The sequence below is a fragment of the Providencia rustigianii DSM 4541 genome (assembly GCF_000156395.1).
GTDB classification, from domain to species: domain Bacteria; phylum Pseudomonadota; class Gammaproteobacteria; order Enterobacterales; family Enterobacteriaceae; genus Providencia; species Providencia rustigianii.
The window spans coordinates 157,143-169,875 of the sequence record NZ_GG703818.1 but is presented as its reverse complement, the minus strand read 5'-3'; the positions used below and the strand labels follow the sequence as shown (position 1 = coordinate 169,875).

Annotated in this window: 15 protein-coding genes; 1 reads left to right on the top strand and 14 read right to left on the bottom strand. The window is 35.0% G+C overall.

Going from position 1 to position 12,733, the window contains the following annotated elements; translation table 11 throughout:
• Positions 1-168: 168 nt before the first annotated feature.
• Entirely contained in the window at positions 169-1,311 is a 1,143-nt protein-coding gene (gene ampC / locus PROVRUST_RS05870) for a class C beta-lactamase (protein WP_039854594.1), read from the bottom strand.
• Positions 1,312-1,465: 154 nt separating this feature from the next.
• Between ampC and PROVRUST_RS05865 the strand changes: the two genes are divergently transcribed.
• Positions 1,466-2,344, top strand: coding sequence for a LysR substrate-binding domain-containing protein (locus PROVRUST_RS05865; protein ID WP_039854591.1), 879 nt, complete (start codon positions 1,466-1,468; stop codon positions 2,342-2,344).
• Between the two features lie 57 nt (positions 2,345-2,401).
• Here PROVRUST_RS05865 and PROVRUST_RS05860 read toward each other — a convergent pair whose 3' ends face one another.
• From PROVRUST_RS05860 to PROVRUST_RS05800, 13 genes are all read right to left on the bottom strand, one after another.
• Entirely contained in the window at positions 2,402-2,689 is a 288-nt protein-coding gene (locus tag PROVRUST_RS05860) for a helix-turn-helix domain-containing protein (protein WP_006813812.1), read from the bottom strand.
• 59 nt (positions 2,690-2,748) lie between these two features.
• Positions 2,749-2,988 carry a helix-turn-helix domain-containing protein gene (locus tag PROVRUST_RS20320; protein WP_006813811.1) on the bottom strand — a complete coding sequence of 80 codons (240 nt, stop codon included), beginning with the start codon at positions 2,986-2,988 and terminating at the stop codon, positions 2,749-2,751.
• 296 nt (positions 2,989-3,284) lie between these two features.
• Positions 3,285-4,253: a fimbrial protein gene (locus PROVRUST_RS05850; protein ID WP_006813810.1), complete on the bottom strand. Its 969-nt coding sequence runs from the start codon at positions 4,251-4,253 to the stop codon at positions 3,285-3,287.
• Positions 4,250-4,525: a helix-turn-helix domain-containing protein gene (locus PROVRUST_RS05845; RefSeq protein WP_006813809.1), complete on the bottom strand. Its 276-nt coding sequence runs from the start codon at positions 4,523-4,525 to the stop codon at positions 4,250-4,252. The genes PROVRUST_RS05850 and PROVRUST_RS05845 overlap by 4 nt, the downstream gene beginning before the upstream one ends.
• Positions 4,526-4,562: 37 nt before the next feature.
• Positions 4,563-5,069, bottom strand: a complete 507-nt coding sequence (locus PROVRUST_RS05840) for a fimbrial protein (RefSeq protein WP_006813808.1) — start codon at positions 5,067-5,069, stop codon at positions 4,563-4,565.
• A 6-nt stretch (positions 5,070-5,075) separates the two neighbouring features.
• Positions 5,076-5,585, bottom strand: coding sequence for a fimbrial protein (locus tag PROVRUST_RS05835; protein ID WP_006813807.1), 510 nt, complete (start codon positions 5,583-5,585; stop codon positions 5,076-5,078).
• Positions 5,586-5,596: 11 nt separating this feature from the next.
• The gene (locus PROVRUST_RS05830) at positions 5,597-6,577 is read right to left on the bottom strand and encodes a fimbrial protein (RefSeq protein ID WP_119246407.1); all 981 of its coding nucleotides are present in this window, start codon (positions 6,575-6,577) and stop codon (positions 5,597-5,599) included.
• 10 nt (positions 6,578-6,587) lie between these two features.
• Complete coding sequence (locus PROVRUST_RS05825; protein ID WP_006813805.1) at positions 6,588-9,104, bottom strand: fimbria/pilus outer membrane usher protein; 2,517 nt, start codon at positions 9,102-9,104, stop codon at positions 6,588-6,590.
• 25 nt (positions 9,105-9,129) lie between these two features.
• Complete coding sequence (locus PROVRUST_RS05820) at positions 9,130-9,798, bottom strand: fimbrial biogenesis chaperone (protein WP_006813804.1); 669 nt, start codon at positions 9,796-9,798, stop codon at positions 9,130-9,132.
• Between the two features lie 58 nt (positions 9,799-9,856).
• On the bottom strand, positions 9,857-10,381 hold the full coding sequence (locus PROVRUST_RS05815; RefSeq protein ID WP_006813803.1) for a fimbrial protein: 525 nt from the start codon (positions 10,379-10,381) through the stop codon (positions 9,857-9,859).
• Between the two features lie 516 nt (positions 10,382-10,897).
• Positions 10,898-11,866 carry a fimbrial protein gene (locus tag PROVRUST_RS05810; RefSeq protein ID WP_006813801.1) on the bottom strand — a complete coding sequence of 323 codons (969 nt, stop codon included), beginning with the start codon at positions 11,864-11,866 and terminating at the stop codon, positions 10,898-10,900.
• Positions 11,867-11,932: 66 nt separating this feature from the next.
• A complete protein-coding gene (locus PROVRUST_RS05805) occupies positions 11,933-12,253 on the bottom strand; it encodes a helix-turn-helix domain-containing protein (RefSeq protein ID WP_006813800.1) in 321 nt (106 codons plus the stop codon).
• A gap of 34 nt (positions 12,254-12,287) precedes the next feature.
• Entirely contained in the window at positions 12,288-12,557 is a 270-nt protein-coding gene (locus PROVRUST_RS05800; protein WP_006813799.1) for a helix-turn-helix domain-containing protein, read from the bottom strand.
• Positions 12,558-12,733 lie beyond the last annotated feature (176 nt).

Genomic DNA, 12,733 nt, shown 5'->3' with positions numbered 1-12,733 from the left:
TCTTCATATTTCGTGCTGTCGCGTTGTTGGCTACGTTCGCTAACCCTAGTCACATACTTATGTATGCTCCTAGGGCTTAGCTTCTCTTGCCGCCTAGCGACAGAACGAACTATTTAGAACATTCTATATTTTGAATATTTCGCGCTTGGTGCTTTAAATGCTTCGAGACTAATTCTTCACTTTTTCGATTAATTGGTAGGTTGCGTTGATGCGTTCAGGGATTGGATACCATTGGTTGGAGAGCAACACGATGCCAATTTTTTCCTCTGGGATAAATACCGCGTAAGTGGCAAATCCGCTCGTGGAACCCGTTTTGTTATACAGAGCGCGGGATTCCGGTGGCATTGGCGGTTGAATAGCTTCAACTTTTTGAGGTTTCAGCGCCATATCATCGCGATTACCTTGTTGTAATTGTGCCAAAGAAACTGGCCACGGATAGCTTTCCCACATCAAATCTTGCACAAACGAATCCGTCATATACACCCCAGTATGGGTATCTTCCACCGCTTCCTGCCAAGGTTTCTTCACATCGACCACTTGCATATTAATATCTAAAAAACGAATCAAATCTTTGGCTGTGGATTTCAAACCATAAGCCTCGTTATCCAGTATTTGTGGTGTCACTCGGACAGGTTGATGCTGCTTATTATAACCTTGTGCATAATTTTGCTGCTGATCTTGCGGAACCTGTAAATAGGTATGTTTCAGTCCTAATGCCGGTAACATCGTATTTTCCATGGCGTCAGGGAATGTGGTATTCAACTGTTTCGCCGTAATAATTCCCAATAATCCCACACCTAAATTGGAGTAAGAGCGATATTGTCCGATAGGCTTTTCTGGAGACCATTGTTGGTAATAGCTGATTAGCTCGGCACTATTGGTCACGGCATCGGGAACAAAAATGGATAAGCCAGAGGTATGTGTGGCTAAATTCATCACTGTCACTTTATCAAACACTGTATTTTTTAATTCTGGCACATAGTGGCTGACCGCTTGAGAAAAATCGAGTTTACCTTGCCCTTGGGCATAGGCCGCTAAGGTTGCTGTAAATGTCTTTGATAACGAGCCAATTTCATACAGCGTATTATCCGTTACAGGGGCTTTTGTCTGTTTGGATTGAATCCCATAGTGATAAATAAAATGTTTTCCGTCGACGGAAATAGCCACAGACATACCCGGAATTTGCTGCTGTTTCATCAGGGGCTTAATAATGCTATCCACATCATGTTGAGTGAATGCAGCACTTGAAAATGAAGCAAATGCCAAACTAAGGGCGATAGCTGTCTGCCCATGATGAAAAATATTTTTCATATCGATATCCATTTAAATGCAAGTTTTAGTTATGATTAGAGGGCGATAAAATTTGCGCTATAACCGTAGGAAGTGTGACTCTGATGGTGGAGTATGCGGTTTTAATTCAATAATTAAAAACGAGATAAAATTCGATGAGGCAAAAGAAAATCTTATGGCTGACAATTCCCGTCACCGATTACCGCTGAATGCATTGAGAGCATTTGAAGCCTCTGCTCGCCATCTGAGTTTTACGCGTGCAGGGATGGAATTGAATGTGACCCAAGCGGCGGTGAGCCAGCAAGTTCGTTTACTGGAAGAGCAGTTAGGTCTGGAATTATTTATTCGCTTACCAAGGGGATTGGCTCTCACCGATGAGGGTTCGGCTTTATTGCCTGTTTTAAGCCGCTCTTTTGATCAAATCGAAGCGCTATTACAACAATTTGACGATGGCCATTATCATGAAGTGTTGAATATTTCTGTAGTAGGAACCTTTGCTGTTGGTTGGCTATTGCCGCGTTTGTCTCGTTTTTCTGAACTCTATCCGTATATTGATTTACGGATCATGACCCATAATAACGTGGTGAATTTAGCAGGGGAAGGGGTTGATTTTGCTATTCGCTTTGGGGAAGGTCTATGGCCGTTAGTGGACAATACCCCGTTATTTTCTGCACCGCATACGGTGCTGTGTTCAGAAAAAATTGCCAAGCAACTTAATCATCCTACAGATTTGAAAAATTATCCGTTAATGCGTTCTTATCGCAAAGATGAATGGGAAAAGTGGTTTTTGGCAGCAAAAATTGAACCATGGCGAGTTAAAGGGCCGATTTTTGATTCTTCTCGTTTAATGGTTGAAGCCGCTTTATTTTCCGATAGCGTAGCTATTGCCCCAAGCTGCATGTTTGAGCGTGAGTTAAGTGCGGGGGATGTGGTGCAACCGTTTGATATTTCTGTCACGTTAGGGGGATATTGGCTAAGCCGTTTGAAATCCAAGCCGATGACGCCAGCGATGAATATTTTTCGTAACTGGTTACTTGAGGAATCAAAACGCTAATCATATCGGTGCCTAAAAAGTTAGACACCGATTAAAGAAGTAAATTTCTACTTGTGATTAGAATACGACTACTTCTGCTGTGTAATAGTTTTTTTGGAGAGCGTTTTCTTCATTATGGTTATTATGTCTATCAAATTCCGAAAAGAAATAGATTGGTTCTACTGAGAATATTTGAGAGAGAAGGTAAATAGTATCTACGTGGATATTGACTTCTCCATTTTCATAGCGTGATTGATGCTGCTGGCTGATACCCATAAGTTCACTGAGTTTCTTTCCACTCATTCCATGGCTTTCTCTTAGTGTTCTTATTTTTAGACCTACGGATTTGGATATTCGTTTTCCCATGTTATTAACTCCAAATAAATATACATGTAAATTTAATTAATGAAATTTAATTTTTATAGCTAATGAATTATTTGGTTGCGATTGATATATAATAGATCATTGAAATCAACACTAAAATAACTCACGTATTGTGCTAATCTATCTAAACTAATTCTATTAATACCTCTCTCATATCGTGATTGTTGTTGTTCACTGATACCAATCACTATTGAAACATCTAATAATGAAGCTCCTTGTATTTTTCTATAATATAAAATTCTATCACCAACTAATTTTGATATAGGATAGTATTTAGGCATAGATAACCTCATTTATTAAGTGAATTGCTGTTTTATGTACAAAAATGAATGAAAATATTAGCGTATTTTTTAATCAATAATTTTTAGAATGATATGACTTTTATTACTTTATCAGATGAGATTTTAATTAAGAATAGATTTAGATCATTAAAGCATTTTTTATTAAATTAATATGAATTCAATAACAATCTTTTAATGATGGTTTTTATATATTCATAATTATATAAATCTGAAAATATAAAGATTTATTTTTATATTAAATTCTTCTAATTTTTCATTGAACACTTTATCCAACGCTATTCATAAGTAATATTAACGATTGCTGTGCTATTTGCCTTTCCTGGTGTTATTTTATTTGAAATTTTAATATAACGAGCTTTCCAGTTTAATTTATAATCACCAGCAGGTAATTTACTAACTGTGTTATTTTTAGTTTCCAATTTTATTGGAATATTATTACCATTTAGTAACTGTATTGCTATACCCGTAGCTGAATTATTACCCGATAATTTAATCTTGCCTGTCTCTGTATCTACATAGCCTGCACTACTAGTAATGGTCGTTTTTATATTCGTTCCAGCGGCACAATTTAGGGTGATTGGTATATTAACACTAGCACTTACATCACCAATATTTTTAAACTGGGTATCGTACCAATCACCTAAATTTACCGTGTAATTATTAGATTTTGTACTACATTGTGCGACGTTTACTCGAACTGCATTTAGTGGAATATTTAATGTACTGATGTTCCAATTTATATGATTGGGATTTTCTTGAATTAATCGAGCAATAGCACCATTTCTAAGTGTGTTTGATTGTGTCACTCGGCCTCTTTTTTTCAAAACAAAAACCCATCTAGGACCTTCAATTGACCATGTTAGACGGTTAGCTACAGGATATTCCCCATAAAAATCTAAAGCTCCTATACCTAATGCTCTAATTTCTACGTTGACCCCAGGAATATTTGTAGGTGCAATTTTATTTAAATTAGGCGTCCAGCCATTGATATAGCTTGCGTGTAGCCTTGCCTGCCCACATAGCCCATTTTTTTCGGAGAAAGTATTTACATAATCATTGGCAAACCTAATGACAAATACACCTAAATCTCGTGAAGAGTTGTCATCATACTGAACTGTATGTGTCTGCGAAGGTACATTAACATGAATGTTTTTTAAGTTAGGATTTTGAATACAGGCTGAATATGCGCATGTAGAATATAATAATGCCGATGTAACTATTATGTTGAAATTAGATTTTTTCATGGTTTTTTCTCTATAACATTAGATAAGTTTTTTAGATGCTCCTTCTCTATTCGATTAAAATCGAAAAATATAAATATACTAATCTTAAATATATTTGCATATTGATTTAATCTATCTAAGTTAATTCTATTAAGACCTCGTTCATATCTTGATTGTTGCTGTTGACTCACTCCAATCATTTTTGCTAATTGATTTAGAGTTATTCCATTTGATTTTCGATAGTAAGTTATTTTACTACCAATCATTTTAGATACTGGATAATAATTATTCATTATACTTAACTCCTTATAATGAAATTAAAACAATTTTTTAATTATAAGATAAGGTAAATTCAAGATGACTTTTAAATGAACCCGTAGTCATTCCGCTGCCGTATCCGGCCATTCTCGCTGAAAACGCAATTTCAGCGCTGTGAGTTTGACTATTAATGGGAACAGTTAGTTTTGTACCATTTTTCACAAGCGATTTATTTGTTCCTGTCGTTAAATTTAATGCTACATTTTTCGCTGTACCATTATTTATAAAATGATCTGGATTTATTGGGTCAATTGTACCGGTTAGCGTAATAATAGCTCCTTTAGTATTTATAGGGCAATTTTTTAATTTAATGGAGAAGTTAACCCAGGATGATGTTTGGGTATTTTTAATATTCCATATGTTAACTTTCTTTAAATCTATTTGATAATTTTTATTATCAACCTCACAGGGCATAGCAGTCACTGAACCAAATATATTTATTTTAACAGCTTCACCCATAGTAAATAAAGAGTATGTAAGGAGTGGTAGTGCAAGCGCTAGTCTTTTCATGTTATCCATCCTTATTTATAAATAGGTAATAGTTGCAGTAATATTAGCAGATATAGAGCCAGGAACTACATTTCCGACAGAGCTAAATGCCCGAGTTCGTAAAGGAATATTAATTGTAGTTTGATTATTTAACGGAACTAGTAAAACTTTATTATTACCAAGAGGGGTTGTCCCACTACTATTTTGTAATTGAATGGCGATATTTGTTGCAGTCCCTTGGTTCTTATAAAGACTATTGATATCTGCTGCATCAGCAGTACCAGTAAATGTCAATCTCACCTGATTTATGTAGGTTGAACAGTTGTTTAGACTAATGTTGAATGCAGTCCAACTAGAACCTGATTTTGCTGCATTAAATAATCCAGCAGGTAATTTATTTAGGTCAATATTAATATTGCTCCCACCGGAAATATTACAGGTTGCTGCTTTAATATTCCCTGTGAAGTTTAAATTTATCGTGCTAGCTGCAATAGCTTGATAGCTGATAAATAAGCTAATAATAAAAATAAATTTAATCGATTTCATTTTAATTACCTTTATTCATATCGAATATTGACAGTTGCAGTGGCATTAGCTGAGCCAGGGGTGATACTATTAGCTGTTTTTATATATTGAGCTTTCCAATTAAAAATATAGTCACCAGAAGGCACATTATTTTGCAAGCTATTTTTAGTATTTAGCTTGATCGGGTTATTATTTTTATCTAATAATTGTATAGCTATACCTGTCGCACTATTTGTTCCTGTTAATCCTAGTTTTCCTGTGGCAGTATCAACATAACTAGTACTTGTTACGGTTGCTTTAATATTTGTTCCCGCTGCACATGTTAAAGTAATTGGGATGTTTACTGGAGTGCTCGTGGAACCAATATTAGGAAATTGAGTATCATACCAATCCTTCATGTTAATATTGTAAATCGACTGATTATTTTTTAATGAACAATTAACTACAGAAATTCTATAATTATTTGCAAAGCTAAGCGTTGCTCCTAAAAAACTGGTGCCTGTTTTAGTATTGTATTGTGTTAAATTTACAATTTGTCCACTTCTTATCGTACCGGAACTAGCAATTGTTCCTGTTTTTAATATCTCAATGTTCCAACCGACAGGACCTGGTAATTTCCAAGATCCTGATGCTGTAATTGATTTTGTAGGGATATAATCAGGTACGCTAGGGTTATTAAATTTAATCCGTACTCCAACCCCAGGAATATTAGTCGGTACAATTTTACTTGAATTAGCCACCCAGTTATTTACATAGAAAAGATTTAAGTATCCGCCACAATCACTTTCATACTCCATTGAAAAATAATAGTCATCAGTAAATGCTTCAATATAATGCCTTGCCAATACATAGTCATTTGCAAGTAAATTATCATATTGTACATAAATAGTTCTGTCTGGTATGTTGTGATGGGCAGTGTAAGTACCTTTAATGCACTCAGCATAGGATGAGTAAGAATAAAAAAACAGGCACAAGAATAATAAAGTTAATTTATATATTATTTTATTCATTATGATATACCTACTATTGACAAGTTGCAGTAGTTTTATATAAACCCAAATAATTTGATGCACCTGCTAAGTTATAATTAACCTGACACTGCTGCTTATCATTATATTGAATAATAAAATGGCCATTTTCAGCTAGGCCGGATAAATATAATTCACCGTCATTGCCAACCATCCCATTAAGCTGATTGTTATCGGCAAATATAGCTTGTGAGCCAAATGGAACGGGTTTACCGTCAGCAAAGCGAATTACCATAATGGTTCGATAGCCCACATTGGCTGAAAAACTGGCTTTGGCTATGGCGCCACGACTTGGAGAGACGCTTTGGCTAGTGAGTTCCATTTCGGTATTTTCAGGTAATGCTGAAGTATCAATATCAATCGTGTTTTTACGATAGGCACTGAGATAGGGAACTAAAGCATATCCTTGGTTATTGGTGACGACCCCAGCTTGGTTTAGTATAGGGACATCCCCTGCATTAGGAACTTCAATGATTGCCGCAGTTTCACCAAGTTGTTGGCCGAGCACGATGCCGCCGGAGTGTACAACTAGACTACCATTAGCTCCGTAATACAGATTGTAGCTCTCTTTGCTGTAGCCACTCCCTCCCGAGATTTCACCATATTGCCCTTTGTAGGAAGCATTCATATTACCGGATGTACCCGAGTCTTTATTGGTAAATCCTTGCTGCATACTCCAGTTTAAACGGTTATTTAATTGAGATGCGGATACGCCCATGCTGCCCGTACTTGAGCTATTACTGCTACTATTGCTGTTGAAGTTGTAGTAAAACGCATCATCAAATACCGTAAATGGCACACTGATTGAAAATGCGAATTGATGATCATTCTCAGTTTTATTTTGACTGCCTGACGCATGCGAATAACTATTGGTATTCATGTTATAGGTGTAGTTGAGACTATAACTAATACCCTGCCAACTATTGTTATAGCCCAAGGTTGCTGATTGAGTTTTACGGTTACTATTCCAGTAGTCTTCATTGATATAGCCTGCTGATATTGAGCCGTAGGTATCCCCTAAGTTTTGACTTAGTGTAATTTCACCTCGGTTACGACGACGCTCGATTTCTGGGGCGTAGCTGGTATCTCTAAAGCTATCAAATACTTCAGCTAAACTATAGAAACCTTTAGTCGAATAGCGGTAACCCGCTAAGGCAATATTGGTACCGATATCATTAAGATTTTTGTTATAGCGGAAACGATAAGATTGACCACTTTCTTTTTGACCATTACTCAGTGTTGAGTCTGCGTGAGTGATGTCGACAGAAAGTGCACCGAAGCGCCCTAGATTTTGCCCTGTACCAATCGAATATGACTGATAATGTTCACTGAGTTGGCTACCTCCGTAAGCAGTAATGCCGTAAGGTAAACCATAGATTAATGTTAATTGACCAAAGTGGGTCTTATCTACATGGCTATCATAAGAGCGATATTGTCCTGCTGTTGCGCTATAAGACATATAGCCTTCACGCTGTAATACAGGCAAAGAGGCAAACGGTACTATTTGATATTGTTCGCTTCCATTGGATTCCTTGATAGTGACATGCAGGTCACCACTTCCTCCTGTTGGATATAAATCCGTAATTTCAAACGGTCCTGCTGCGACTTCTGTCTGGTAAATGGTGTAGCCATTTTGACGAATAGTAATTTGGGCATTGCTGCGAGCTATTCCTCGAACTACGGGTGCATAGCCACGCAGGCTTTCTGGATACATATCATCATCGGTTGCTAGTTGTGCACCGCGAAATGGTACGCTGTCAAATACTTGCGATGGCGAAACGCTATCGCCCAGCATTAGCTGACTTTTGATTTTATTAATACCTCGAGAGGCATAGGTATAAATAGTGTCCCATTTACCGGACTGGTTATCATTGTTTGACCATGTTGTATAATTACGTAAACGCCATGCTCCAATATTTAAACCGGGTCTTAAGTTAACATAATGAGATGTAGTATCTGATCCATTCTTTTTACGGTCATAATTTTTTGATCCGTTATAACTGTAATTCAGTAATAATGCTGTAATACCATTATCAATATCTGCAAGATCAACAAAACCACGTGGATTTCGTGATAAAGCAATTTGAGGAATACTTAAATAGAGTCTTTGTGCATCGAATTCAAATGTACTTTTTACATCTGGAATTGCGAATAAATTTACACAGCTTTGACCTGAACCTTGTAATTCTGGGTATTCTTCAGTTTTTACACCAAATTCTTTTAAATCCATTAAGGATAAACAAGGTAGTAATTGGCTATTGTTATTTTTATCAAATTTGATGTTTTTTGCTCCAATTAAGTTAGTATTTACATAAATATCAACATAATATTGGCCTGCTAATTGTTCGTTATTTTCAAATTGTGATAAATCAACTACATCCTTATTGGGTAATTCTAAAAAATCCGGATCAAAATAGATGTTATTTCCTGCTTGGATACGATCTTCAGCATGTAAGGATGTGATATAGCCTAAAGATAAAAATAGACTAAAGCATATTTTATTTATTTTCATTATGGGAACCTACAAATCTATAATACTATATTTTTATTTCTGACGGCTCAGATGCGGCACCGTAGTCATTAATAACTTCCCAAGTGACAGTACCATTGTTGGTGCTGTCATTTATTTCAAAAGATGTGGAAGAAAAAGGCGCAGCATAAGATACGTCATTAGCTTTTTTTCCATTAAAGGTAATGCTTTGAAAATTCATAAAATAAGGCGTTGGATTTTTCACAGTAATTTTATTGCCAGATTTTGACCAAATCAGCTGTTTTTGTTCTTCAACAAAATCGACATTTTTTAATGATTTTGGACGATAAATTAATTTCATCTGTGTTTTAAATGCAATCTGTAATGAATTCTCTGTACGTTCTGTCGCAGGAATCGTTTTTACATTTAACCAAAATAATGACTCTTTATCATTGGGTAATTTATTTTCAGTTAAGAAAATACGTAGTGCATTCGTTTTATCAGCATTGAGCCGAAATAATGGTGGTGTGATAGTGAAATCTGATTGTTTTTTTTCATCAATGTTGTCAATCCATGACTGAATTAGATATGGGATTTTATCAGGGTTTTCAACGCTGATGCTAACATCTTTATTTCCTTCATGATAAATTACTCGTGTCCCACCAATAATAACGCCGGCATTAGCAATGTTTGTTATTAAAAATAAAGAGATGAAAAAACTAATAATATATTTCATTCGAACACCATTAAGTAAAAGAAATGAGGTTTAATTCCTTTTAAACCTCATAATTTAATTAGTTATAATTAATTGTAAATGTTGCAGTGCCATTTGCTGGACCGGTTGTAACCGTATCTGATTTTGCAATATAACGTGCTCTGAAATCTAAGCTATTTTCAACACCATTTTTTAACGGGTATGTCTTAGAAGCTGTAAATAATGGAATAATAGTATTTACATCATCAGTAATTTGAATTCCAACACCTGTAGCTACGCCAGTTTCTTGCTTCAGTTTAATAACACTGTCATCACCTAAATAAGATTCGGCATCAAATTTAACTGAGGCTGCGGTTACTGTTGTTGGGCAGTTAATTAATTTTATAGTAAATTTAGTTGCGGCAGCTGTGCTTCCTGCACTTGGTAATGCTTTTTTAGAAACTTTACCTAAATTCACTTTTAATGCATCTGAGCCAGCAGCCAATTCACAGGCTTGATCAGTAATTTCACCCGTAAAATCAATTGTACCATCGGCAGCTAGTGCATTATTAATTGCGAAAATTGAGGTTGCAGCAATTAAAGATGCGAGTAAGTTTTTTTTCATTCATTTCTCTCCATAAAGTATTTTTCAAAAATTGAGAGCGAATAAAATAAACGCTTACTCAACTGATGGATATTTTGTGACTATTTTAATAAATAAACAAGTTTTGCTAATTTTGAATTTAAATATTAATTATTTATATTTATTTTTATTAAATTTCAAATCAACACACTATAGGTTATTTTTCGGTTTTATTTTGTTGATTAACTCTGGCTTGTTTGTTTATTTAATAATTAATATATTAAAATAACAATATAAACCTGAAGTTAAATTTATGATGTTTTTTTTAAACAATATCTCTCGGATATGGTGATTATTTAGAGTTAAATTTTTAAAATCGATTTTTGAGGTAGGGAGTGGTCATCAAATATGTATCATCTTAAAATAATAATATATTTATTAAGTCTATTTAGTATAGTCTAAATTAAATAGTTCATTAGAGTAAAGTTGAGATGAGGAGTGGGAAAAGCGGCTGCCATTATTAACGTCATAATGATAATGGCAGGAAGTTAGGGGAGATTATTCATAACGAATATTGACAGTTGCGGTGGCGTTAGCCGTACCGGGAGTCACTTTTTCAGCGGTTTTTATATAGCGAGCTTTCCAGTTAAAATTATAGTCGCCACTAGCAACCCCATTCTGTAAGGTATTTTTAGTATTGAGTCTGATCGGTGAGTTATTTCTATCCAGTAACTGTATCGCAATCCCTGTCGCGGAACCCGTTCCCGCAAGTTTAATTTTTCCGGTTGCAGTATCGACATAGCCAGCACTGCTAGTAACCGTCGTTTTGATATTGGTACCGGCTGCGCAGTTTAGGGTAACAGGAATGCTGACATTGCTACTGACGGAGCCAATCCCCTTAAATTGGGTATCATACCAAGTGCCTAAATTAACAGTGTAGCTGCTAGATTTTACTGTGCATTTAGCAACATTAATACGTATGGCATTTGCTGGGATATTTAATGAAGATAAATTCCAGTTAATATGGTTGGGATTATCTTGGATTAATTTAGCGACATGACCTGCTTTTAAGCTACCGGATTGAGTCACTGCTCCTGTTTTTCTGATAATCATGGTCCATTGGGGGGCGACAATTGTCCAAGGTAATCGTCCTTGAATAGGATAGCGACTGTAGACATTAATACTTCCTATCGCTGTTGCAACAATTTCAACACTGATACCCGGTATATTGGTTGCTGAAACTTTATTTCCATTAGGCACCCAACCATTAACATAACTTGCATATAAGCGTGCACGGCCACATTGACCATTTGTTCCTGAATAGGTATTTATATTGCCATTAGCAAATTTAACCACAAGTCGACCCAGTTCTTTTGTTGAGGCATCATCATATTGAATTGTGTATGTTCTCGAGGGAACATTAACTATGAGATTATTGAGTCTCGGATTTTGGATACAAGCAGAGATTGCTGATTCAGAATAAATAAAGATAAATATAGACGTTAGTTTTATAAAAAAAGGATTCATTTTTATTCCAAATTAATCGATTCATTTCATTCTGGAAGTTAATTAACTTCCAGTGAAATGTAAAATTTACTTATATAATGAAAAATTTTGTTCTGGTGATAATAAAATTTCAGCTTGAAGTATTTTTTCTCTATCTCGTTTATCATTTGTAATGATATTGGAATTAGATGATGTAAAATCGCTGATAAGTTCATTAATATCAAGCTCTAATATTTCAGAAATAGAATAAATCGTATCCACATGGATACGCATATCACCGAGTTCATGGCGTGACTGATGTTGCTGACTAATACCCAGTTTTTTACTCAGTTGCTGAATGCTCATGCGGCGATCCTTTCTCAATGTTCGAATACGAGCGCCAACAATTCTTGAAATGTTTTTCTGCATATTTATAACCAAAGTTTATTCAATGATAATCAAACTATATTAATGTTTTATTAACTTCATATTTAATTTTTTCTTTTTCATTTTCATTGAATGAAAAAAATTGATTAAGGCTAATATTAAAATAGTTGGCATATTGTTTTAGTCTATCTATCGATATTCGATTATTCCCACGTTCATAGCGTAATTGTTGTTGCTCACTAATCCCTACGCCTTTAGCTACAGCAATAAGGGATAACCCTTTTTCTTTACGCAGTAATTTTATTTTATTACCTATAATTGCAGATACTGGGTAGTAATTGCTCATTATCTAACCTCCATGATTCATTACTACTCGATTGTTAAATATAATCAACAAGGATAAAGTAATAATGTCACTTCAATAATATATTTATCAGGTATTGCATTTTATATCTTGATTTTAATCACATAATTTAAATTTACTCGGGTTACATGGTGGCTATTTAATATAAAATCAATTTT

Bases quoted from the DNA above. Each gene is read 5' to 3' on its own strand.
- ampC (WP_039854594.1), bottom strand. From the start codon at position 1,311: ATGAAAAATATTTTTCATCATGGGCAGACAGCTATCGCCCTTAGTTTG.
- PROVRUST_RS05865 (WP_039854591.1), top strand. From the start codon at position 1,466: ATGGCTGACAATTCCCGTCACCGATTACCGCTGAATGCATTGAGAGCA.
- PROVRUST_RS05860 (WP_006813812.1), bottom strand. From the start codon at position 2,689: ATGGGAAAACGAATATCCAAATCCGTAGGTCTAAAAATAAGAACACTA.
- PROVRUST_RS20320 (WP_006813811.1), bottom strand. From the start codon at position 2,988: ATGCCTAAATACTATCCTATATCAAAATTAGTTGGTGATAGAATTTTA.
- PROVRUST_RS05850 (WP_006813810.1), bottom strand. From the start codon at position 4,253: ATGAAAAAATCTAATTTCAACATAATAGTTACATCGGCATTATTATAT.
- PROVRUST_RS05845 (WP_006813809.1), bottom strand. From the start codon at position 4,525: ATGAATAATTATTATCCAGTATCTAAAATGATTGGTAGTAAAATAACT.
- PROVRUST_RS05840 (WP_006813808.1), bottom strand. From the start codon at position 5,069: ATGGATAACATGAAAAGACTAGCGCTTGCACTACCACTCCTTACATAC.
- PROVRUST_RS05835 (WP_006813807.1), bottom strand. From the start codon at position 5,585: ATGAAATCGATTAAATTTATTTTTATTATTAGCTTATTTATCAGCTAT.
- PROVRUST_RS05825 (WP_006813805.1), bottom strand. From the start codon at position 9,104: ATGAAAATAAATAAAATATGCTTTAGTCTATTTTTATCTTTAGGCTAT.
- PROVRUST_RS05820 (WP_006813804.1), bottom strand. From the start codon at position 9,798: ATGAAATATATTATTAGTTTTTTCATCTCTTTATTTTTAATAACAAAC.
- PROVRUST_RS05815 (WP_006813803.1), bottom strand. From the start codon at position 10,381: ATGAAAAAAAACTTACTCGCATCTTTAATTGCTGCAACCTCAATTTTC.
- PROVRUST_RS05810 (WP_006813801.1), bottom strand. From the start codon at position 11,866: ATGAATCCTTTTTTTATAAAACTAACGTCTATATTTATCTTTATTTAT.
- PROVRUST_RS05805 (WP_006813800.1), bottom strand. From the start codon at position 12,253: ATGCAGAAAAACATTTCAAGAATTGTTGGCGCTCGTATTCGAACATTG.
- PROVRUST_RS05800 (WP_006813799.1), bottom strand. From the start codon at position 12,557: ATGAGCAATTACTACCCAGTATCTGCAATTATAGGTAATAAAATAAAA.